Raw genomic sequence first — 21,659 nt, forward strand, 5'->3', positions numbered from 1 at the left:
CGTTCCCTTCATATGGGCGGTGTGACCACTCGTATGCTGGGGCGGCAGGACAAATCCGTACGAGAGCTGCGGTGTTCCGGCGAGCGCCGGTCGGCGAGCCGTCCCGGTAGGGCGGCCGGCCCCGCGCCGGCGCACGCAACGGTGTGAGAGAGGGCGCGTGTTGAGCCAGTCGTCGAGTCCGGGTCCCCAAGGGCCTCAGCAGATCCCGGTCGTGGTGCTCGCCGGCTTTCTGGGCTCCGGCAAGACCACCCTCCTCAATCACCTTCTGCACCGCAGCGGCGGCACCCGGATCGGCGCCGTCGTCAATGACTTCGGGGCCATCGAGATCGACGCGATGGCGGTCGCCGGGGCGCTCGGCGACTCCACCGTCTCGCTGGGCAACGGATGTCTGTGCTGTGCCGTCGACGCCAGTGAGCTGGACGTCTACCTGGAGCGGCTCGCCCACCCCGCCACCGGGATCGACGTCATCGTCATCGAGGCCAGCGGGCTCGCCGAGCCGCAGGAACTCGTACGGATGGTGCTCGCCAGCGAGAACCGCCGGGTGGTGTACGGCGGGCTGATCGAGGTCGTCGACGCGGCCGAGTTCACCGACACCCGGCAGCGGCACCCCGAGATCGACCGGCACCTTGCCATCGCCGACCTCGTCGTCGTCAACAAGGTCGACCGGGCCGAGGACAGCGAGGCCGTACTGGGCCTCGTCCGGTCGCTCAGCGGCGGCGCCGCCGTCGTGGCCGCCACCTACGGGCGTATCGACCCCGCGTTCCTCTTCGACTGCCGCCCCAGTGAGGAACGCGTCGGGCAGCTCTCCTTCGACGACCTCCACCGGCACGACGAGGACGGCGACCCGCACGACGAGGACGGCGACCCGCACGACGAGGACGGCGGCGCCCACGGCGACCACCTCGGGCATCTGCACACCGCGTACGACAGCGTCGCCTTCGTCTCCGACCTGCCGATGAACCCCCGTCGGCTGCTGGACCTCCTCGACAGCAGGTCGGAGGGGCTCTACCGCATCAAGGGGTACGTCGACTTCGGGCCCCACGACACCCGCAACCGCTACGCCGTGCACGCGGTCGGACGGTTCCTCCGGTTCTACCCCGAACCGTGGCCGCCCGGCGACGAGCCTCGGCTCACCCAGCTCGTCCTCATCGGGACGGACATCGACGCCGCCGCGCTCACCAAGGAGCTGGAGGCGTGCAAGGACGACGCCCCCCACGCCGACGAGCACAGCATGTGGGGCGTCCTCCGCTATGTGCAGGAGAAGGAGCCGGAGAGCGAGCAGGAGCTGGAGAAGGAGTCGGAGCGGGACCAGGAGGACGGCGAACCGGAGCCCTCCTACGACACCCTCTGAGGGCACCGGACCGACCCCCTCTGAGATCACCGGACCGCCGCGGCATCCCCGGCGTCTGCCGGTGGGAAGCCGCGGCCGTCCCGTCCGCCTCGGTCAGACCGGGCCCGCCACCGACGCCACCGGCTTGCCCAGGGAGACGCCCGAGCCGTCACGGCGCGGGTCCATCTCCGGCAGGTCGGCCGGAGTGCCGTTCTTCTGGGCGGCGCGGGCCGGAGTCGGGCCCGCCCAGGCGAACGACAGGCAGTCCTCACCCTTCAGATACCGCTGGCAGCGGACACCGCCCGTGGCGCGGCCCTTGCGCGGGTACTGGTCGAACGGGGTGAGCTTGGCCGTGGTCTGGACGGAGTCGTCCAGCGTGCCGCGCGAGCCCGCCACCGTGAAGACCACCGCGTCCACGGCCGGGTCGACCGCCGTGAAGGAGATGACCTTCGCGCCCTCGCTGAGCTTGATGCCCGCCACACCGCCGGCGGGGCGGCCCTGCGGCCGGACCTGTGAGGCCTGGAAGCGCAGCAGCTGGGCGTCGTCGGTGATGAAGACCAGGTCCTCCTCACCGGTGCGCAGCTCCACCGCGCCCACGATCCTGTCGCCCTCCTTGAGGGTGATGACCTCCAACTCCTCCTTGTTGGACGGATAGTCGGGCACCACACGCTTGACGACACCCTGCTCGGTGCCGATGGCGAGCCCCGGCGACGACTCGTCGAGCGTCGTCAGACAGATCACGGTCTCGTCGTCCTGGAGGGTGAGGAACTCCGCGAGCGGGGCGCCGCCCGCCAGGTTCGGGGCGGCCGCCGTGTCGGGCAGCTGGGGCAGGTCGATCACGTTCAGCCGCAGCAGACGGCCCGTGGACGTCACCGCGCCGACCTCGCCCCGGGCCGTCGCCGGGACCGCCGACACGATCACGTCGTGCTTGGTGCGCTTGGCGTCGGCGTCCGCCGCGAAGGGCTCGGCGTCGGCGGTACGGGCGAGCAGCCCCGTCGAGGACAGCAGCACCCGGCACGGGTCGTCGGCGACCTGGAGCGGGACCGCGGCCACCGGGGCGCCCGAGGACTCCAGCAGCACCGTACGGCGCTCGGTGCCGAACTTCTTCGCCACCGCGGCCAGTTCCCCCGAGACCAGCTTGCGCAGCTCGGCGTCCGACTCCAGGATGCGCGTCAGCTCCGCGATCTCCGTGTTGAGCCGGTCCTTCTCCGTCTCCAGCTCGATGCGGTCGTACTTGGTGAGACGCCGCAGCGGGGTGTCGAGGATGTACTGCGTCTGGACGTCCGACAGGGAGAAGTGCCCCATGAGGCGCTCCTTGGCCTGCGCGGAGTTCTCGCTGGAGCGGATCAGCCGGATGACCTCGTCGATGTCCAGCAGCGCCGTGAGCAGACCCTCGACCAGGTGCAGCCGGTCCCGCTTCTTGCCGCGGCGGAACTCCGAGCGGCGGCGCACGACGTCGAAGCGGTGGTCGAGGTAGACCTCCAGGAGCTCCTTGAGGCCCAGGGTGAGGGGCTGCCCGTCGACCAGCGCGACGTTGTTGATGCCGAAGGACTCCTCCATCGGCGTCAGCTTGTAGAGCTGCTCCAGGACCGCCTCCGGCACGAAGCCGTTCTTGATCTCGATGACGAGCCGCAGGCCGTGCTGGCGGTCGGTGAGGTCCTTGACGTCGGCGATGCCCTGGAGCTTCTTCGAGCCGACCAGGTCCTTGATCTTGGCGATCACCTTCTCGGGGCCGACGGTGAAGGGCAGCTCCGTGACGACGAGGCCCTTGCGGCGCGCCGTCACGTTGTCCACGGCCACCGTGGCGCGGATCTTGAAGGTGCCGCGGCCCGTCTCGTACGCGTCCCTGATCCCGGAGAGGCCGACGATCCGCCCGCCCGTGGGCAGGTCGGGGCCCGGGACGTGCTTCATCAGGGCGTCCAGGTCCGCGTTCGGGTATCTGATCAGGTGGCGGGCGGCCGCGATGACCTCGCCCAGGTTGTGCGGCGGCATATTGGTGGCCATACCGACGGCGATGCCCGAGGCGCCGTTGACCAGGAGGTTCGGGAAGGCGGCGGGCAGCGCCACCGGCTCCTGCTCCTGGCCGTCGTAGTTCGGGGCGAAGTCGACCGTGTTCTCCTCGATCGACTCCGTCATCAGGCTCGTCGCGGCGGCCTGGCGGCACTCCGTGTACCGCATGGCCGCGGGCGGGTCGTCGTTGCCGAGGGAGCCGAAGTTGCCGTGGCCGTCCACCAGCGGGACGCGCATCGAGAAGGGCTGGGCCATGCGGACCAGGGCGTCGTAGATCGACGAGTCGCCGTGCGGGTGCAGCTTGCCCATGACCTCGCCGACGACGCGGGCGCACTTCACATAGCCGCGGTCGGGACGCAGACCCATCTCGTTCATCTGGTAGACGATGCGGCGGTGCACCGGCTTCAGACCGTCACGGGCGTCGGGCAGGGCTCGGGAGTAGATGACCGAGTACGCGTACTCCAGGAAGGAGCCCTGCATCTCGTCGACGACGTCGATGTCGAGGATCCGCTCCTCGAACGCGTCGTCGGGCGGCGGGGTCTTCGTGCTGCGGCGGGCCATCGCTGCCGGCTCCTTGCTGCAAGTGAACGGACTCTGACGCGGACCATTGTGGACTGCCGCACTGACAACCCGGACACGACCCGGCATTCCCCGCCGGGGCGGGTGCCCGGCGCCGCCGCGTCAACCGCGTGCGCCGACCTTAACCACTGCCCGTCGGCGGCCACCGGCCCTCCCGCTCCCGGCATCCGGGGTTCTCGCTCTCGGCGTAAGGCGTTCTCGCCCTCGGCGTACGGCCTCCGGGAACTTCGCCGAGCGTCCGCACGCTTGCATACAGTGGCAGGACCGGCAGGACAACCGCGGTTCCAGCGACCGCGCTCGCCATCGAAGGGACGTACATGCCCATGGGTCACACGGCCACAGCCGAGGCAGGCTCCGAAGGCCTGACAGTGAAGGAGCACCGCCTGGCCAACGGCCTGCGCGTGGTGCTCTCCGAGGACCACCTGACCCCGGTCGCCGCGGTGTGCCTCTGGTACGACGTCGGCTCCCGCCACGAGGTCGAGGGCCGCACCGGCCTCGCCCACCTCTTCGAGCACCTGATGTTCCAGGGCTCCAAGCAGGTCTCGGGCAACGGCCACTTCGAGCTGGTCCAGGGCGCCGGCGGCTCGCTCAACGGCACCACCAGCTGGGAGCGCACCAACTACTTCGAGACGATGCCCGCCCACCAGCTGGAGCTCGCGCTGTGGCTGGAGGCCGACCGCATGGGCAGCCTGCTGTTCGCGCTCGACCAGAAGAACCTGGACAACCAGCGCGACGTCGTCAAGAACGAGCGCCGGCAGCGCTACGACAACGTGCCGTACGGCACCGCCTTCGAGCGGATCTTCCGGCTCGCCTACCCGGAGGGCCACCCCTACCGGCACACCCCCATCGGTTCCATGGAGGACCTGGAGGCGGCCAGCCTGGAGGACGCCCGCCAGTTCTTCCGGACGTACTACGCCCCCAACAACGCCGTCCTCTCCGTCGTCGGCGACATCGACCCGGAGCAGACCCTCGCCTGGATCGAGAAGTACTTCGGCTCCATCCCGTCCTACGACGGCAAGCCCCAGCCGCGCGACGGCGGGCTGCCCGACGTCATCGGGGAGCAGAAGCGCGAGGTCATCGAGGAGCAGGTGCCCGCGCGCGCGTTGATGGCCGCCTACCGCCTCCCGGAGGACGGCACACGCGCGTGCGACGCGGCCGACCTGGCCCTCGCCATCCTCGGCGGCGGCGAGTCCTCCCGCCTCTACAACCGGCTCGTACGCCGCGACCGTACGGCGGTCACGGCCGGGTTCGGTCTGCTGCGCCTGGCCGGCGCCCCCTCCCTGGCCTGGATGGACGTGAAGACCTCCGGCGACGTCGAGGTGCCCGTCATCGAGGCCGCCGTCGACGAGGAGCTGGCCCGCTTCGCCGCGGAGGGACCCACGGCCGAGGAGATGGAGCGCGCCCAGGCCCAGCTGGAGCGCGAGTGGCTGGACCGGCTCGGCACGGTCGCGGGCCGCGCCGACGAACTGTGCCGCTTCGCGGTCCTGTTCGGCGACCCCAAACTCGCCCTGACCGCCGTCGACCGGGTGCTCGACGTGACCGCCGAGGAGGTCCAGGAGGTCGCCAAGGCGCGTCTGCGGCCCGACAACCGCGCGGTGCTCGTCTACGAGCCCGTCGCCGGCGACGAAGCCGACGAGGACACCGAGGACGAGACCGCGACGGCGGACGCCGACGCGACCACCGACGAGAACGAGGAGTCGGCGAAGTGACCGAGACCGCGACCATGGACTTCCACCCGCAGCCCCAGGCCGGCGAGGCCAGGCCCTGGGCGTTCCCGGCGCCCGAGCGCGGCACCCTGGACAACGGCCTGACGGTGCTCCGCTGCCACCGCCCCGGCCAGCAGGTCGTCGCCGTCGAGGTCCTCCTCGACGCCCCCCTGGACGCCGAGCCCGCCGGTCTGGACGGCGTCGCCACGATCATGACGAGGGCCTTCTCCGAGGGCACCGACAAGCACTCCGCCGAGGAGTTCGCCGCCGAGCTCGAGCGCTGCGGCGCCACCCTCGACTCGCACGCCGACCACCCCGGCGTCCGCCTCTCCCTCGAAGTGCCCGTGTCGCGGCTGGGCAAGGCGCTCGGCCTGCTCGCCGACGCCCTGCGAGCCCCCGCGTTCGCGGACAGCGAGGTCGAGCGGCTCGTGGCCAACCGGCTCGACGAGATCCCGCACGAGACCGCCAACCCGGGCCGTCGGGCCGCGAAGGAGCTCTCCAAGCAGCTGTTCCCGGCGGACTCCCGCATGTCCCGCCCCCGCCAGGGCACCGAGGAGACCGTCGCGGGCATCGACTCCGCGGCCGTACGCGCCTTCTACGAGCGGCACGTCCGCCCCGCCACGGCGACCGCCGTGATCGTCGGCGACCTCACCGGCGTCGACCTCGACGCACTGCTCGGCGACACCCTGGGCGCCTGGACGGGTTCCCCGGCCAAGCCCCGCCCCATGCCGGCGGTGAGCGCCGACGACACCGGGCGCGTCGTCATCGTCGACCGCCCCGGCGCCGTCCAGACGCAGCTGCTCATCGGCCGTGTGGGCGTCGACCGGCACGACCGGGTGTGGCCGGCCCAGGTGCTCGGCACCTACTGCCTCGGCGGCACCCTCACCTCCCGTCTGGACCGCGTGCTGCGCGAGGAGAAGGGCTACACCTACGGCGTGCGGGCGTTCGGCCAGGTGCTGCGCTCCGCGCCCGACGGCTCCGGTGTCTCGATGCTCGCCATCAGCGGTTCCGTGGACACGCCGAACACCGGGCCGGCGCTCGACGACCTGTGGACGGTGCTGCGCACCCTCGCCGCCGAGGGTCTGACGGACGCCGAGCGGGACGTCGCCGTGCAGAACCTCGTCGGGGTCGCCCCCCTCAAGTTCGAGACGGCGGCGGCCGTGGCGAGCACGCTGGCCGACCAGGTCGAGCAGCACCTGCCGGACGACTACCAGTCGACGCTGTACCGCCAGCTCGCCGCCACCGGCACGGTCGAGGCCACCGCGGCCGTCGTGAGCGCCTTCCCGGTGGACCGTCTGGTGACCGTGCTCGTCGGGGACGCCGCCCAGATCGAGGAGCCGGTCAGGGCCCTCGGCATCGGTGAAGTCACCGTCGTACCCGCCGAGTAGGACCGGCACGCGCGCGTGCGCACCGAGGGGCCCCGGTGACGGAAGTGTCACCGGGGCCCCTGTTTGCCCGTATTGCTCGCATTGATGGGAGAGGTTGCCCGTCTGACCTGTGGCGTATGCCTCAAAACCCGTGATGCGTTTGTTATTTCGGAGGCGGCCCGCTTAGCGTCGGTCCGGCTGTTCGTCAGCAGTTCGCCGCACCCGCGGCACCGGACAGTCATCGCCGAGTCCCCGTATGGCGCGAGCCAGGGGAGCCGGGGACCCAACCGCAGTCCCTGGGGTGAATCGGGTGCCCTTCGCGAGCTTCGCGAAACGAGGGGTGTCCGTAGGAGACCTTCCTGCTCCGAACCCGTCAGCTAACCCGGTAGGCGAGAGGGAAGGAAAGGACCAGCCACTCCATGGCGTTCACCCGCGCTCCCGGGAAGCACCGCCGTCCCGGCCGCGTGAAGCGCACGACCACGAGGACCGTGGGCGTCGCCGCTCTCACCACCACCGGTGTCGTCGGCACCGTCGCCGTCCCGGCGCTCGCCGCGGAGCCCGCGCCCGAGCAGACGGGGCTGAACCAGGTCATCGTCCTCGGTGACACGGTCGCCGAGCAGGTCGACGCGCAGGCCGCCGCCCAGCAGCAGGCCGCCGAGGTGGCCGCCGTCAAGCAGAAGGCGCAGGAGGAGGCCCGCAAGGCCGCCGCCGCGAAGGCCGAGCAGGAGCGCGCCGCCGCCAAGGAGCGCGAGGAGATCAAGGCGCGCGCCGCCCGCGCGGCCGAGCGTGAGCGTCTCAACTCCTACGTCTCTCCCATCGCGGGCTCCTACATCTCCACCGGCTACAAGTCCGGCGGTGCCGTCTGGTCCTCCGGCAGCCACACCGGCGTCGACTTCCACGCCGCCTCCGGCACGCCCGTCCACGCGGTGGGCGCCGGCACCGTCGTCGAGGCCGGCTGGGGCGGCGCGTACGGCAACAACGTCGTGATCAAGATGAACGACGGCACGTACACCCAGTACGGCCACCTGTCGTCCATCGGCGTCTCCGTCGGGCAGACGGTCACCCCCGGCCAGCAGATCGGCCTGTCCGGCGCGACCGGCAACGTCACCGGCCCGCACCTGCACTTCGAGGCCCGCACGTCGGCCGAGTACGGCTCGGACATCGACCCCGTCGCGTACCTGCGCTCGCACGGCGTCAACGTCTGACGAAAGCTTCACCGCTTCAGGAGGCCCCGGCTCACCGAGCCGGGGCTTTCCTTGTTGCGTGGTACGCGCTGTCCAAAAAATATCCATGGATTCCGGCCCGCCATCGGAAATTCCGGCCCGCTGCAATAGAGTCACCTGAACACACGTCAATCAATGACGTTTCACGGGGATTAAGGCGGAGGTCGGTCATGCGTATTCCGGCGCACTCGGTATGCACGGCGATTCGTGATGACATCGTCGCGGGCGTCTACGAGCGCGGCAGCCGCCTCACCGAGGAACTGCTCGCCCGCCGGTACGGCGTCAGCCGCGTCCCCGTGCGCGAGGCGCTGCGCACGCTGGAGGCCGAGGGCTTCGTGGTGACCCGCCGGCACGCGGGCGCGTGCGTCGCCGAGCCGACCGAGCAGGAGGCCGCCGACCTGCTGGAGATGCGCATGCTGCTGGAGCCCCTCGGGGCCTCCCGTGCCGCCCAGCGCCGCACGGAGGCGCATCTGAAGGTCCTGCGCGGCCTGGTCAGACTGGGCCAGGAGCGGGCCAGGCGGGGCAGCAGCGAGGATCTGCGCTCCCTGGGCGGCTGGTTCCACGAGACGCTGGCCCAGGCGTCCGGGAGCCCCGCCCTGACCTCGACGCTCGCCCAGCTGCGGCACAAGATCGCCTGGATGTACGCGGTCGAGGCGCCGGCCAACCCCGTGGAGTCCTGGGCCGAGCACGGCGCCATCGTGGACGCCGTGGCCCGCGGCGACGGTGAGCGCGCGCGGACGATCACCGCGCTGCACACCGAGCGCGCGACCTCGGCGCACCGGCTGCGCTTTCCCGGCCAGCCCGCCCCGGCGGAGCGACCGGACCGTGTGAGGACTTCGCAACACCCCGTAAACATGCCGAGTCTGCGGCATTAACACGAGAGCCGTATACAAAGAGGGCGTGAATTTCGAGGGGCGTTATTTCTGCTGCCCGCGGACGGATTTCCGACGTCGCAGACCTATTTATCCACGCCGCTGCCCAAGGAAATGCGAAGGGCTCGCCCGATGAACCGGACGAGCCCTTCAGTGCTGCCGCGCGGGGCCTTTCAGGCCCTTGTCGCGTGGGTCAGACCGTCTCAGGAAGCTCTTCGAGCCCCTCGGCGACGAGCTTCGCCAGACGGTCGAGCGCGGCGTCCGCGCCCTCGGCGTCGGAGGCGAGGACGATCTCCTCGCCGCCCTGGGCGCCCAGACCCAGGACCGCCAGCATGGAAGCGGCGTTGACGGGGTTGCCGCCGGCCTTGGCGATCGTCACGGGGATACCGGAGGCCGTGGCGGCCCGGACGAAGATGGAAGCGGGGCGGGCGTGGAGGCCCTCGGCCCAGCCGACGTTGACGCGGCGCTCAGCCATGTGATGCTGCCCTTCAGGTGTGTCTCGGGTACCTCGAAGAGGTCTAGACCGGGTTGTCTAGACCAGTTTCCCACATACGTGAAGCGTCACCGGCGCGGGCCCACGGCCTGACCGCGCACCGGCTGTTGTGTCTCCCCAGACTGCCCCGCGCCGTTGTCGGACGCGAGCCGTACTCTGGGGCCCATGCAGACCTCGTCGGACCGGCATGAGTACCCCGCCCACTGGGAGGCCGACGTGGTGCTGCGCGACGGCGGCACCGCACGCATCCGGCCCATCACCGTTGATGACGCCGAGCGTCTGGTCAGCTTCTACGAGCAGGTCTCCGACGAGTCGAAGTACTACCGCTTCTTCGCGCCGTACCCTCGCCTGTCCGCCAAGGACGTCCACCGCTTCACGCACCACGACTTCGTGGATCGGGTGGGTCTCGCCGCCACCGTCGGCGGCGAGTTCATCGCCACCGTACGCTATGACCGCATCGGCGCCGACGGGATGCCCGCCTCCGCCCCCGCCGACGAGGCCGAGGTCGCCTTCCTCGTCCAGGACGCCCACCAGGGCCGCGGCGTCGCCTCCGCCCTCCTCGAACACATCGCCGCCGTCGCCCGCGAACGCGGCATCCGGCGCTTCGCCGCCGAGGTGCTGCCCGCCAACACCAAGATGATCAAGGTGTTCACCGACGCGGGGTACCAGCAGAAGCGCAGCTTCGAGGACGGCGTCGTACGCCTGGAGTTCGGCCTGGAACCCACCGACCGCTCCCTCGCCGTGCAGCGCGCGCGGGAGCAGCGCGCCGAGGCCAGGTCGGTGCAGCGGCTCCTCGCCCCCGGCTCGGTCGCCGTCATCGGCGCCGGGCGCACACCGGGCGGAGTGGGCCGCAGTGTGCTCGCCAACCTCCGGGACGCGGGCTTCGCGGGCCGGCTCTACGCGGTGAACAAGGCTCTCCGGGAGAAGGAGCTGGACGGGGTCCCGGCGTACCCCTCCGTCCGTGACATCGAGGGTCCCGTCGACCTCGCCGTCGTGGCCGTCCCCGCCGCTCAGGTCCCCGAGGTCGTCGCCGAGTGCGGTGAACACGGTGTGCAGGGCCTGGTGGTGGTCTCCGCCGGGTACGCCGAGAGCGGCCCCGAGGGACACGACCGCCAGCGTGAACTCGTCCGCCAGGCCCGCGCGTACGGCATGCGCATCATCGGGCCGAACGCGTTCGGCGTCATCAACACCGCCCCCGACGTACGGCTCAACGCCTCGCTCGCCCCCGAGATGCCGCGCTCCGGACGCATCGGCCTGTTCGCCCAGTCCGGCGCCATCGGCATCGCGCTGCTCTCCCGGCTGCACCGCCGCGGGGGAGGGGTGACCGGCGTGACGGGCGTCTCCACGTTCGTGTCGTCCGGCAACCGCGCGGACGTCTCCGGCAACGACGTCATCCAGTACTGGTACGAGGACCCCGACACGGACGTCGTGCTGATGTACCTGGAGTCCATCGGCAACCCCCGCAAGTTCACCCGTCTCGCCCGGCGGACCGCCGCGGTCAAACCGCTCGTCGTCGTCCAGGGAGCGCGCCACGGGGCGGCACCCCAGGGCCACGCGGTGCGCGCCACGCGCCTGCCGCACGCCACCGTGTCCGCGGTGCTGCGGCAGGCGGGGGTGATCCGCGTCGACACGATCACGGAGCTGGTGGACGCCGGGCTGCTGCTGGCCCGGCAGCCGCTCCCGGCGGGGCCCCGGGTGGCGATCCTCGGGAACTCGGAGTCGCTGGGGCTGCTCACCTATGACGCCTGCCTCGCGGAGGGGCTCCGTCCGCTGCCGCCGATCGATCTGACGACCGCCGCCTCGGCGGACGACTTCCACCGGGGGCTGTCCGGCGCCCTGGCGGACGACGCGTGCGACGCGGTCGTCGTGACGGCCATACCGGCACTGGGGGAGACGTCCCCCGACGACGCGGCCCTCGCCGAGGCGTTGCGCTCCGCGGCCGAGGCGAACCCCTCGAAGCCGGTGCTCGTCGTGCACGTCGAGCTGGGCGGCCTCGCCGAGGCCCTGTCGGCCGCGGCGAGCACCGCACCCCAGGCCGGCGACAGGGCGCCCGCCGCCGCGAGCGGTGCCCCCGAGCCCTCGGCCGCCCCTGACCAGGGGGAAGCGAGGCGACCCGCGGACTCGTCCACCGGGGCGACGGGCGCGCAGGCGGCACCCCTCTCCACCGGCGCCCGCCCTCCCGCCACCGCGCCCGCCGGAACCACGCCCGCCGCCACCGCGCCCGCCCCGCGCGATTCGGCCGGCGCCGAGCCCGCCCCTGCCGCCGGCTCCCGGCTCATCCCGGCCTACCCCGCCGCCGAGCGGGCCGTCCGGGCTCTCGCCGAAGCCGTGAAGTACGCGCAGTGGCGGCGCGAGGCGGCGGAGCCCGGCAAGGTGCCCGAATACGAGGACATCGACGAGAAGGGCGCCGCGCGGCAGATCGACGAACTGCTCGCGCGAGGTGAGGGGCACACCCTCGGCGCGCGGGAGACCGGAGCCCTGCTCGCGGCGTACGGCATCCGGGTCCGGGAGGCGCGGCCCGCGCCCACCCCCGACGAGGCGGTGGCGGCGGCCGGGGCGATCGGCTACCCCGTCGCGCTCAAGACGACCGCCCCGCACCTCCGGCACCGGGCCGACCTGGGCGGCGTACGGCTCGATCTTGCGGACGAGGAACAACTGCGGCGGGCGTACGCGGAGTTGACGGAGCTGTTCGGCGGGCCGGAGGAACTGCGCCCGGTCGTCCAGGCCATGGCTCCGCGCGGCGTCGACACGATCGTACGGACGGTCGTCGACCCGGCGGCCGGAGCAGTGCTCTCCTTCGGTCTCGCCGGGCCCGCGTCGCAGCTCCTCGGGGACATGGCGCACCGGCTGATCCCGGCCACCGAGCGGGACGCGGCCTCACTGGTCCGGTCGATCAGGACGGCACCCCTCCTCTTCGGCTGGCGGGGCTCGGCACCGGTCGACACCGACGCCCTCGAAGAACTGCTGCTGCGGGTTTCCCGGCTGGTGGACGACCACCCCGAGGTCGTGGCCGTCTCCCTGGAGCCGGTCGTCGTGGCCCCGCACGGGCTCAGCGTCCTGGGCGCCACCGTACGGCTCGCCCGCCCACCCGCCCGCGACGACCTCGGCCCGAGAACGCTCCCGGTCTACTGACGGCGACGACCGGCGGCCGTTCTGACGCTACCGGCAGGTAATCGGGAGCCTTCCACGTCGCGGAAAGCGCCGACGTGACGGCCTGCTGTTCGAACGCCCCCGGATGCCCTTGACTGAACCGGACCGCCCTTGCCCACGGACTAGGATGGACGTCATGGCCAAGACCAGTACGACGACCCAGGGGCTGCGTGCGGCGATCGAGCGCAGCGGCTACTACCCGGCTCTCGTGGCCGAGGCGGTGGAGGCCGCCGTCGGCGGCGAGGCCATCAAGTCGTACCTGGTCCACCAGGAGACGACATTCGACGCGAACGAGGTGCGCCGCCATGTGACGGTGCTCGTCCTCACCGCCAACCGCTTCATCGTCAGCCACACCGACGAGCAGGCCGCCGACAGCACGTCGCCGACGCCCTACGCCACGACGTCCACCGAGTCGGTGAAGCTCGGCCGGATCTCGTCGGTCGTGGTCAGCCGGGTCGTCGCCAATCCCGAGTCCTACACGCCGGGCACCCTGCCGCGCGAGGTCGTCCTGACCATCGGCTGGGGCGCCGTCTCCCGTATCGACCTGGAGCCCGCCGCCTGCGGCGACCCCAACTGCGAGGCCGACCACGGCTACACGGGCAACTCGACGGCGGACGACCTCAGCCTGCGCGTCAGCGAGGCCGGGGACGGCCCGGAGACCGTACGCCAGGCCCTCGCCTTCGCGCAGTCCCTCTCCGAGGCGACCGCGGACCTCGCCCGCTGATGGCACTGCCCACCTGGGACCACCCGGAACCCCTCGCCGTCGGCTCCGCGCCCGTCCCCGAATACGGCGCCGGCTCGCTCGCCGACCTCCTGCCCACCCTCGCGGCGGGCATGGACGTCCCCGGTACGACCGCCGCGATACGGGAACTGGCGCCGACCGACCGCGCCTGTGTCTTCCTGATCGACGGGCTCGGATGGGAGCAGCTGCGGGCGCACCCCGACGAGGCGCCGTTCATGACCTCCCTGCTGGCGTCCTCGCGCGGCGGCACCGGCCGCCCCATCACCGCCGGCTACCCGGCCACCACGGCGACCTCGCTGGCCTCCGTGGGCACCGGACTGCCGCCGGGCGCGCACGGGCTCCCCGGCTACACGGTCCGCGACCCCGAGACCCAGGAGCTGATGAACCAGCTCCGCTGGCAGCCCTGGACGGCACCGCACGTGTGGCAGCCGTACCCGACGGTCTTCCAGCTCGCCCACGAGGCCGGTGTGCACACCGCGCAGGTCTCGTCCCCCGCCTTCGAGCACACGCCCCTGACCAAGGTCGCGCTGAGCGGCGGCACCTTCCACGGCCGCCTGTCCGGCGAGGACCGCATGGACCTGGCCGCCGCCCAACTGGCCGCCGGTGACCGTGCGCTGGTCTACACGTACTACTCCGAGGTCGACGGCGCTGGGCACCGCTTCGGCCTCGACTCGGACACCTGGCGCGGCCAGCTCATGCACGTCGACCGGCTCGTCCAGCGACTGGCGGAGCAACTCCCCCCGCGCAGCGCCCTCTACGTCACCGCCGACCACGGCATGATCGACATCCCCTTCGACGAGCAGCACCGCATCGACTTCGACGAGGACTGGGAACTGCGCGCCGGCGTCGCCCTGCTGGGCGGTGAGGGCCGCGCCCGCCATGTGTACGCGGTGCGGGGCGCCGAGGCGGACGTCCTGACCTGCTGGCGCGAGGTGCTCGGCGAGCAGTTCTGGGTCGCCTCGCGGGACGAGGCGATCGAAGCGGGCTGGTTCGGGCCGACGGTGGACGAAAGGGTGTACGGCCGGATCGGTGACGTGGTGGCGGCCGCCCGCGACGACGTCCTGATCATCGCCTCCGAGCGGGAGCCCAAGGAGTCGGCGATGGTCGGCAACCACGGTTCGATGACCCCGGCGGAACAACTGGTCCCGCTCCTCGAAGTACGCTCCTGACGTCCCGCCGCCCGCCCCGCGGCACCACCGTGCGGCCCCACCCCGCCGCGCCACCGTGCCGCACCCCGACCGCTCCGCCGCCGTCCTTGCCGAAAGGTGCTCATCTCACCATGTCCGAGCTGGTGTTCTTCTCCGGAACCATGGACTGCGGGAAGTCGACGCTGGCCCTCCAGATAGAGCACAACCGCTCGGCACGGGGTCTCCAGGGCATGATCTTCACCCGGGACGACCGGGCGGGCCAGGGCAAGCTCTCCTCCCGCCTCGGCCTGGTCACCGACGCCGTCGAGGTCGAGGACGGCCAGGACCTCTACGCGTACCTCGTCGACCACCTCTCCCAGGGGCGCCGCGCGGACTACGTCATCGCCGACGAGGCCCAGTTCCTCGCCCCCGAGCAGATCGACCAACTCGCCCGCGTCGTGGACGACCTGGGCCTCGACGTGTACGCCTTCGGCATCACCACCGACTTCCGCTCCAAGCTCTTCCCCGGCTCCCAGCGCCTGGTCGAGCTGGCCGACCGCGTCGAGGTCCTCCAGGTCGAGGCCCTCTGCTGGTGCGGCGCCCGCGCCACCCACAACGCCCGCACGATACGCGGCCACATGGTCGTCGAGGGCGCCCAGGTCGTCGTCGGAGACGTCAACCAGCCCGACGACATCGGCTACGAGGTGCTCTGCCGCCGTCACCACCGCCGTCGTATGACCGCCGCGACGGCCCACGCGGGAGCCCTCGCCCCGGACGTCCTCCCGGTCGAGACGGCCTGAACCGCCGCCTCCCGGGGCGGGGCCGGTCCTCGGCGCTCCAGGATGCCCGCCCTCAGCGCTCCATGTGGACCAGCGCGAACACGGCGCCCTCCGGGTCCGTCACGGTGGCCGCCCGGCCCTGGGCGGTGTCATGGGGCGAGGTGAGGACATGGCCCCCGAGGTCGAGGACCAGCCGGGTCGCCTCGTCGGTGTCGGCGGCCTCGAAGTACGTCAGCCAGTGCGGGCCCCGGTCACGGGGGAGGGCGGTGCCGACGCCGTGGATGCCGGCGACGGGGCGGCCGCCGATGTGGAGGGTGACGTGGTCGGTGTCGGGGTCGGGGGAGGCCAGGGGTCTCTCCTCGTAGCCGAAGGCCACCTCGTAGAACTTGGCGACGCTCTCGGTGTCGTACGTGAGGAGCTCGTCCCAGGCGGGGGTGCCCGCCACACCGGTGAGGTCCGTACCGAGGTGCCGCGCCGCCTGCCAGATACCGAAGACGGCGCCCGTGGGGTCGGAGGCGATCGCGAGGCGGCCCGCCTCCCCGGCGTCCAGCGGCCCGACCCCGACGGTCCCACCGCAGTGCCGCACGGTCGCGGCCGTCAGATCCACGTCGTCCGAGGCGAAGTACGGCGTCCACGCGATCGGCAGGTGCCGGTCCGGCGGCAGCTGCCCGATCCCCGCCACCTCGCGCCCGTCGAGCAGGGCCCGCACATACGGGCCGAGCTGCTGCGGACCGGGCTGGAACTCCCAGCCGAACAGTGCCGCGTAGAACTCCTGGGTCGCGGCCATTCCGTGCACCATCAGGCTCACCCAGCAGGGCGTGCCCTGGGGGTACACCCCGTCGTTCGGGCCGGTCGACTCCCGTGCGTCGGTCATCGTCACTCTCTTCTCGGCCCCTCGCGGCCGCGTCCGTCCGCCCCTCCGTACACGTGTACCGCGTCCACCCGCGATCACGCCCCGTGCCGATGCTCGCACCACCGGTGCTGCCGCGCGCCCGCGCCGCACCGCCGCGCCCTGGCGCACGTACGTACGCGAACGAGGCGCGGTCGAGGGTGAGGCGCCGCTCTCCGCGGGGCTGACGCGTGGCGATCGCCCCTCGCACGGCATGTGTCCGATCCCGTACGTGCGGTGACCGGAACCGTCCGGCGGGCAGAGTAGCCGGACCCGGGCGAAGGGGCCACCCCGTGCGCGAGGATGGGGCCATGAACGCCATCATCACCGCATCCGAGCTCGTGGAAGAGCTGGCCGGACCCCGCCCGCCGGTCCTGCTGGACGTCCGCTGGCAGCTGGGCGGCCCGAACCTGCGGCCCGAGTACGACAAGGCGCACCTCCCGGGCGCCGTCTTCGTCGACCTGGACTCCGAACTCGCCGGCCCGGCGGGCGCGGGCGGCCGTCATCCGCTGCCGAACCCGGAGACCTTCGGCGCGGCGATGCGGGCGGCCGGGGTGTCCGCCGACCGCGCGGTCGTCGTCTACGACGGCGGTCTCAACTGGGCCGCCGCGCGCGCGTGGTGGCTGCTCCGCTGGGCGGGCCACCCCTCCGTGCGTGTCCTCGACGGCGGTCTCGCGGCGTGGGAGGGCCCTCTGACCGTCGAACTCCCCGACCCCGAGCCGGGAACCTTCGCCCCCGCCCCGGGCGCCCTTCCGCTGCTCGACGCGGACGGCGCCGCCGCGCTGGCCCGCCGGGGTCTGCTCCTCGACGCGCGGGCCGCCGAGCGCTACCGCGGCGACGTGGAGCCCATCGACCCGGTCGGCGGCCACATCCCGGGCGCCGTGTCCGCACCCACCACCGAGAACGTGGACGCGTCCGGCCACTTCCGTTCGGCTGCCGAACTCGCCGACCGTTTCAAGGCACTCGGCGCGACCGGCGACACGGAGGTCGGCGTCTACTGCGGCTCCGGAGTCTCCGGCGCCCACCAGGTGCTCGCCCTGGCCGTGGCGGGCATCCCGGCCGCCCTGTACGTCGGCTCGTGGTCGGAGTGGTCCCGGGACGGCAGCCGCCCCGTCGCCACCGGGCCGGACCCCCAGTGATCCACCGCTGACAGCACGCCGAGGGGCCCGTGTCTGAACGACACGGGCCCCTCGCACGTATGAAAGACCGACCCCCACCCACGGAGGAAGAACCCCGGAGGCAGAGGAAAACGGAAACGGATCGGCTTGCACGACCGTTCCTGCTCGTAGCCGCCGACCCCCCACCGAGCTGTTCCCGCTACTCCTGTTTCTTGCGGCGCGTGCCGAACACGATCTCGTCCCAGCTGGGCACCGCCGCGCGACGACCCGGCCGTACGCCGTCCGCCTCGGCCTGCCGGTCGGTGGCGCCGATGAGCCGGTCACGGTGGCCGTTGACCGACCGCGGCGGCATGAGGACGTCCGCGTAGGCGGAACCGGCCGAGGCCGCCGGGGCAGCGGACTCCTCGTCCACCTCCTCGACGGACTCCTCCTGCGGTTCTGCGGCGGGCAGTTCGGGCACCACCAAGTCGCCCCGGTAGCTGGGGACGGCCTCCAGGATGCTCGTGAGCGAGTCCCGCTCGCTCACGCCCTCCTCGTCCGACTCGGGTGTCACGGCCGGCAGGACGGGACGTTCCGCCTGACGGTCGCGGGGCAGCCGGGCGATCCTCGGCACGAACGGGAAGCTGGGTTCGGGCGCCCCCAGATCGTCGGACTCGCCGATCAGGGAGCGCGCCTCGTCGTCGACGGCCTGGACCAGCCGCCGGGGCGGGTCGTACGTCCAGCTCGCCGAGTGCGGTTCGCCCGCGACCCGGTACACCAGCAGGACCTCCCAGGTGCCGTCGTCGCGGCGCCACGAGTCCCACTGGACGGTGTCCTTCTCGGCGCCGCGGATCAACAGCCGTTCCTGGACGGCCTCGCCGAGCTGCGGTCCCGCGGCGTTCTCGCCCGGGCGGCGGACCGGGGTCTTGCGTGCCCGCTCGGCCATGAAGGCGCGCTCGGCCAGGACGGGACCCTCGAACCGGCGGACCCGGTCGACAGGGATGCCGGCGAGCTGCGCGACCTCCTCGGCCGTGGCACCCGCGCGTATACGCGCCTGGATGTCACGGGGGCGGAGATGGCTCTCGACCTCGATCTCGATCTGACCGAGACGGGGACGGTCGCCGCGTACGGCGGCACGCAGGCGCTCGTCGATCGGAAGCGTGTACTCCGTGGAATCGGCAGCCTTCAGCACCAGCCGTGTGCCGTCATTGGAGACGGCCACGACACGCAGTTCGGGCATGGGGACCTCCCGGGTGGTGCCTGCCGACGTCACGTGCGTCGCTGCTTCCGCTAGTCGAGTGTGGCCTGCCCGGGTGCAGCCTGCCACAACCTTGCCGAGTTGCCCGGCGTGTCGGGCGTGGGCCCGAGGCCGCCGTTATGGCACGGTTACCTATTCGCAACGCTAAGTGACGAACCTCATCACCCTGTGCAACGATCCCCCTCCCGGCGGTCCTCGAAGGCCCCGGACACCCTGGCGGGAGTCCGGACCCAGGGCTCGCAACAGTACTCCATTCGGGCCACTTGCGTGGATCGGCACGCCGCGCGACTTCTGCCGAGAGATGGCAATCGGCCGCTGGAGCGGGCCCTTTCGTCACGCCGGGTAGGGGGAGGTCGTCACATGATCACCGGGCGGGTCGTCCGGCTACGCCCCCAGGACGCGACGCAAGTAGTCGTTCTGGAAACGCCGTTCGGGGTCGAGCCGGTCGCGCAGCGCGGTGAACTCGCCGAAGCGGGGGTAGACCTTGGCGAAGTAGTCCGTGTCCCGTGTGTGCACCTTGCCCCAGTGCGGACGACCCTCGTGCGCCGTGAAGATCCGCTCGGCGGCCGTGAAGTACGCCTGGTAGGGCGTGCCCCGGAACATGTGGACGGCGATGTAGGCGCTGTCGCGGCCGGAGGCGGTGGAGAGGGTGATGTCGTCGGCCGGGGCGGTGCGGACCTCGACGGGGAAGCTGACGCGCAGGTGGGAGCGGTCGATCATCGCCTTGAGTTCACGCAGGGTGTCCACCACGGCCTCACGCGGAACGGCGTATTCCATCTCCACGAACCGCACGCGGCGCGGAGAGGTGAAGACCTTGTAGGGGATGTCGGTGTACGTCCGCGCGGACAGGGCGCGGCTGGAGATCCGGGCGATCGTCGGGATGGTGGCCGGCACCGCCTGGCCCACCAGGTTGGCCACCTGGAAGACCCCGTTGGAGAGGAACTCGTCCTCGAACCAGCTGTTCAGCTGGGGGACGGGCTTCTCCGGGCCGGCGCTGCGGTTGTTGCGCTTGGTGTTGGTGTTGCCGGTGTGCGGGAACCAGTAGAACTCGAAGTGCTCGTTCTCGGCGTGCAGTTCGTCGAACTCGGCCAGCACCTTCTCGAACGGCATCGGCTCCTCGCGGGCCGTGAGCAGGAAGATCGGCTCGACGGCGAAGGTGATCGCGGTGACGATGCCGAGGGCGCCGATGCCGACGCGGGCGGCGGCGAAGACGTCCGCGTTCTCGGTGGGGGAGCAGGTGAGGATCGAGCCGTCCGCGGTGACCAGCTCAAGTCCTCTGATCTGGGCGGCGATCGAGGCCGACTCACGCCCCGTGCCGTGAGTTCCGGTGCTGGTGGCGCCGGAGACCGTCTGCTCCATGATGTCGCCCATGTTCGTGAGCGACAGTCCCTCGCGCGCGAGCGCCACATTGAGTCTCTTGAGCGGGGTGCCGGCGCCCACGGTGACGGTCATGGCGTCGCGGTCCATCTTGCGTATGCCGGTCAACAGTTGAGGCCGGATCACTACGCCGTCGGTCGCGGCGGCGGCCGTGAAGGAGTGCCCGGTGCCGACGGCCTTCACCCGGAGGTCGTCCTCGGCGGCCCGGCGCACCTCCGCGGCGAGCTCCTCCACGGTGGCAGGGGTGACCTCCCGTACCGGCCGGGCGGTCACGTTCCCCGCCCAGTTACGCCACGTGCCGCTCTTGCCGATCACTGTGGTGCTCATGGGGCCCTCCCCGCTCCGGTGCCGGCCTGCGCAGCCGGCGGTACCCGAGGAAACCGACCGCGACCGCGACGGCACCGGACACCGCCGGAACCCCGTACCCGGCGTCGGCCCCGGCTGCGTCGATCACCCAGCCGGACACGGAGGAGCCGAGCGCGACGCCGACCGCGAGTCCGGTGCTCACCCAGGTCATGCCCTCGGTCAGTTGCGCGCGTGGTACGTGCTCTTCGATCAGGGACATCGTCGTGATCATCGTGGGTGCGATGGACAGTCCCGCGACGAAGAGCGCCACGGCCAGAAACGGCAAGTTTCCGACCAGTAGGAGGGGGATCATACTCACGGCCATGCCGCAGACGCCCAGCAGCCAGCGAAGCTCGGCCGCCCCGGAGAACCGCAGCAGCCCGAACACGATGCCGGCGAGGCAGGATCCGGCCGCGTAGACGGCCAGGACGAGGCTCGCGGCGGCCTTGTGCCCCTGCTCCTCGGCGAAGGCCACGGTGACCACGTCGACCGCCCCGAAGATCGCCCCGGTCGCCACGAACGTGGCCACCAGCACCTGCAGTCCCGGCGAGCGCAGCGCGGAACGGCCGCGCCCCCGCTGCTCGCCCGGATGCGGGACCGGTTCGGTGGCCCGCTGGGCGGTCAGCCAGAACACGCCGACCGCGAGGAAGCAGGCGGCGAGCAGCGGCCCGGCCTCCGGGAACCACGCCGTCGACAGGCCGATGGAGATGATCGGGCCGAAGATGAAGCAGACCTCGTCCACCACGGACTCGAACGAGTAGGCGGTGTGCAGCCGCGGAGTGCCCCGGTACAGGGCCGCCCAGCGCGCCCGGGTCATCGCGCCGAGGCTCGGCACGCAGCCGATGCCCGCCGAGCACACGTACAGCACCCAGTCCGGCCACCGGAAGTGCGCCGCGAACAGCAGCCCCGCGGCCGCGGTCAGCGCGACCAGCGTGGCCGGGCGCAGCACCCGCCGCTGCCCGTACTGGTCCACCAGGCGGGAGATCTGCGGACCGAGCACGGCGGCGGACAGCGCGATGGTCGCCGACAGGGCACCGGCGAGGCCGTACCGCCCTGTGAGCTGCGAGATCATCGTGACCACGCCGATGCCCATCATCGACAGGGGCATACGGCCGATCAGGCCCGCGGCGGTGAAGCCCTTGGTGCCGGGCGCGGCGAACAGAGCGGTGTACGGGCTGGGCACGGCGGGTCTCCGAAAGGTGCGGGAAGCGGAGGAAGCCGTTCCCTGGCCGGTGCTGTAAGGCGTGAAGTGTGTCGATACAGCTTACGGGTCGGGCACACCCCAGTCACCTCCGAAAACGAGCCGGGATCCCGG

16 protein-coding genes and 1 riboswitch are annotated in these 21,659 nt (G+C 71.9%); of the genes, 10 read left to right on the top strand and 6 right to left on the bottom strand.

From position 1 onward, the window contains the following. Positions 1–160: 160 nt before the first annotated feature. Positions 161–1,351, top strand: a complete 1,191-nt coding sequence (locus ACZ4Z2_RS06475) for a CobW family GTP-binding protein (RefSeq protein ID WP_468072997.1) — start codon at positions 161–163, stop codon at positions 1,349–1,351. A gap of 93 nt (positions 1,352–1,444) precedes the next feature. Here ACZ4Z2_RS06475 and ACZ4Z2_RS06480 read toward each other — a convergent pair whose 3' ends face one another. After that, a complete protein-coding gene (locus ACZ4Z2_RS06480; RefSeq protein ID WP_468072999.1) occupies positions 1,445–3,901 on the bottom strand; it encodes a DNA gyrase/topoisomerase IV subunit A in 2,457 nt (818 codons plus the stop codon). A 341-nt stretch (positions 3,902–4,242) separates the two neighbouring features. Between ACZ4Z2_RS06480 and ACZ4Z2_RS06485 the strand changes: the two genes are divergently transcribed. From ACZ4Z2_RS06485 to ACZ4Z2_RS06500, 4 genes are all read left to right on the top strand, one after another. Then, positions 4,243–5,628: a M16 family metallopeptidase gene (locus ACZ4Z2_RS06485; protein ID WP_468073356.1), complete on the top strand. Its 1,386-nt coding sequence runs from the start codon at positions 4,243–4,245 to the stop codon at positions 5,626–5,628. Beyond that, the gene (locus ACZ4Z2_RS06490; protein ID WP_468073001.1) at positions 5,625–7,013 is read left to right on the top strand and encodes a M16 family metallopeptidase; all 1,389 of its coding nucleotides are present in this window, start codon (positions 5,625–5,627) and stop codon (positions 7,011–7,013) included. The genes ACZ4Z2_RS06485 and ACZ4Z2_RS06490 overlap by 4 nt, the downstream gene beginning before the upstream one ends. A gap of 211 nt (positions 7,014–7,224) precedes the next feature. Next, a riboswitch (cyclic di-AMP (ydaO/yuaA leader) is annotated at positions 7,225–7,399 on the top strand. Positions 7,400–7,411: 12 nt separating this feature from the next. Continuing rightward, entirely contained in the window at positions 7,412–8,197 is a 786-nt protein-coding gene (locus ACZ4Z2_RS06495; protein WP_468073003.1) for a M23 family metallopeptidase, read from the top strand. Positions 8,198–8,385: 188 nt separating this feature from the next. After that, positions 8,386–9,090 carry a GntR family transcriptional regulator gene (locus tag ACZ4Z2_RS06500; protein ID WP_468073005.1) on the top strand — a complete coding sequence of 235 codons (705 nt, stop codon included), beginning with the start codon at positions 8,386–8,388 and terminating at the stop codon, positions 9,088–9,090. 190 nt (positions 9,091–9,280) lie between these two features. Here the strand turns inward: ACZ4Z2_RS06500 and ACZ4Z2_RS06505 are convergent, their stop codons facing one another. After that, positions 9,281–9,562, bottom strand: coding sequence for an HPr family phosphocarrier protein (locus ACZ4Z2_RS06505; RefSeq protein ID WP_234513693.1), 282 nt, complete (start codon positions 9,560–9,562; stop codon positions 9,281–9,283). A 183-nt stretch (positions 9,563–9,745) separates the two neighbouring features. Between ACZ4Z2_RS06505 and ACZ4Z2_RS06510 the strand changes: the two genes are divergently transcribed. The 4 genes from ACZ4Z2_RS06510 (at position 9,746) to ACZ4Z2_RS06525 (ending at position 15,399) form a co-directional block, all read left to right on the top strand. Next, entirely contained in the window at positions 9,746–12,712 is a 2,967-nt protein-coding gene (locus ACZ4Z2_RS06510) for a bifunctional acetate--CoA ligase family protein/GNAT family N-acetyltransferase (protein ID WP_468073007.1), read from the top strand. Positions 12,713–12,866: 154 nt separating this feature from the next. After that, a complete protein-coding gene (locus ACZ4Z2_RS06515; protein WP_468073009.1) occupies positions 12,867–13,454 on the top strand; it encodes a DUF5998 family protein in 588 nt (195 codons plus the stop codon). Then, positions 13,454–14,641, top strand: coding sequence for an alkaline phosphatase family protein (locus tag ACZ4Z2_RS06520; protein ID WP_468073011.1), 1,188 nt, complete (start codon positions 13,454–13,456; stop codon positions 14,639–14,641). Before ACZ4Z2_RS06515 ends, ACZ4Z2_RS06520 begins: the two co-directional genes overlap by 1 nt. 110 nt (positions 14,642–14,751) lie before the next feature. After that, positions 14,752–15,399, top strand: a complete 648-nt coding sequence (locus ACZ4Z2_RS06525; RefSeq protein WP_468073013.1) for a thymidine kinase — start codon at positions 14,752–14,754, stop codon at positions 15,397–15,399. Positions 15,400–15,451: 52 nt separating this feature from the next. Here the strand turns inward: ACZ4Z2_RS06525 and ACZ4Z2_RS06530 are convergent, their stop codons facing one another. After that, the gene (locus ACZ4Z2_RS06530) at positions 15,452–16,252 is read right to left on the bottom strand and encodes a VOC family protein (RefSeq protein ID WP_468073015.1); all 801 of its coding nucleotides are present in this window, start codon (positions 16,250–16,252) and stop codon (positions 15,452–15,454) included. Positions 16,253–16,578: 326 nt separating this feature from the next. On the opposite strand from ACZ4Z2_RS06530, the gene ACZ4Z2_RS06535 reads away from it, so the two are divergent. Further along, positions 16,579–17,406 carry a sulfurtransferase gene (locus ACZ4Z2_RS06535; RefSeq protein ID WP_468073017.1) on the top strand — a complete coding sequence of 276 codons (828 nt, stop codon included), beginning with the start codon at positions 16,579–16,581 and terminating at the stop codon, positions 17,404–17,406. A 178-nt stretch (positions 17,407–17,584) separates the two neighbouring features. Here ACZ4Z2_RS06535 and sepH read toward each other — a convergent pair whose 3' ends face one another. From sepH to ACZ4Z2_RS06550, 3 genes are all read right to left on the bottom strand, one after another. After that, on the bottom strand, positions 17,585–18,604 hold the full coding sequence (gene sepH / locus ACZ4Z2_RS06540) for a septation protein SepH (RefSeq protein WP_468073019.1): 1,020 nt from the start codon (positions 18,602–18,604) through the stop codon (positions 17,585–17,587). A gap of 402 nt (positions 18,605–19,006) precedes the next feature. Then, positions 19,007–20,326 carry a D-arabinono-1,4-lactone oxidase gene (locus ACZ4Z2_RS06545; protein WP_468073021.1) on the bottom strand — a complete coding sequence of 440 codons (1,320 nt, stop codon included), beginning with the start codon at positions 20,324–20,326 and terminating at the stop codon, positions 19,007–19,009. Further along, positions 20,286–21,527: an MFS transporter gene (locus ACZ4Z2_RS06550; protein WP_468073023.1), complete on the bottom strand. Its 1,242-nt coding sequence runs from the start codon at positions 21,525–21,527 to the stop codon at positions 20,286–20,288. The genes ACZ4Z2_RS06545 and ACZ4Z2_RS06550 overlap by 41 nt, the downstream gene beginning before the upstream one ends. Positions 21,528–21,659 lie beyond the last annotated feature (132 nt).

The organism is Streptomyces sp. NPDC030183 (assembly GCF_055573455.1).

Excerpts from the sequence above, each read along its gene's own strand:
- ACZ4Z2_RS06500 (WP_468073005.1), top strand. The coding sequence starts at position 8,386 with ATGCGTATTCCGGCGCACTCGGTATGCACGGCGATTCGTGATGACATC.
- ACZ4Z2_RS06485 (WP_468073356.1), top strand. The coding sequence starts at position 4,243 with ATGGGTCACACGGCCACAGCCGAGGCAGGCTCCGAAGGCCTGACAGTG.
- ACZ4Z2_RS06505 (WP_234513693.1), bottom strand. The coding sequence starts at position 9,562 with ATGGCTGAGCGCCGCGTCAACGTCGGCTGGGCCGAGGGCCTCCACGCC.
- ACZ4Z2_RS06530 (WP_468073015.1), bottom strand. The coding sequence starts at position 16,252 with ATGACCGACGCACGGGAGTCGACCGGCCCGAACGACGGGGTGTACCCC.
- ACZ4Z2_RS06545 (WP_468073021.1), bottom strand. The coding sequence starts at position 20,326 with ATGAGCACCACAGTGATCGGCAAGAGCGGCACGTGGCGTAACTGGGCG.
- ACZ4Z2_RS06495 (WP_468073003.1), top strand. The coding sequence starts at position 7,412 with ATGGCGTTCACCCGCGCTCCCGGGAAGCACCGCCGTCCCGGCCGCGTG.
- ACZ4Z2_RS06515 (WP_468073009.1), top strand. The coding sequence starts at position 12,867 with ATGGCCAAGACCAGTACGACGACCCAGGGGCTGCGTGCGGCGATCGAG.
- sepH (WP_468073019.1), bottom strand. The coding sequence starts at position 18,604 with ATGCCCGAACTGCGTGTCGTGGCCGTCTCCAATGACGGCACACGGCTG.
- ACZ4Z2_RS06535 (WP_468073017.1), top strand. The coding sequence starts at position 16,579 with ATGAACGCCATCATCACCGCATCCGAGCTCGTGGAAGAGCTGGCCGGA.
- ACZ4Z2_RS06520 (WP_468073011.1), top strand. The coding sequence starts at position 13,454 with ATGGCACTGCCCACCTGGGACCACCCGGAACCCCTCGCCGTCGGCTCC.
- ACZ4Z2_RS06510 (WP_468073007.1), top strand. The coding sequence starts at position 9,746 with ATGCAGACCTCGTCGGACCGGCATGAGTACCCCGCCCACTGGGAGGCC.
- ACZ4Z2_RS06480 (WP_468072999.1), bottom strand. The coding sequence starts at position 3,901 with ATGGCCCGCCGCAGCACGAAGACCCCGCCGCCCGACGACGCGTTCGAG.
- ACZ4Z2_RS06525 (WP_468073013.1), top strand. The coding sequence starts at position 14,752 with ATGTCCGAGCTGGTGTTCTTCTCCGGAACCATGGACTGCGGGAAGTCG.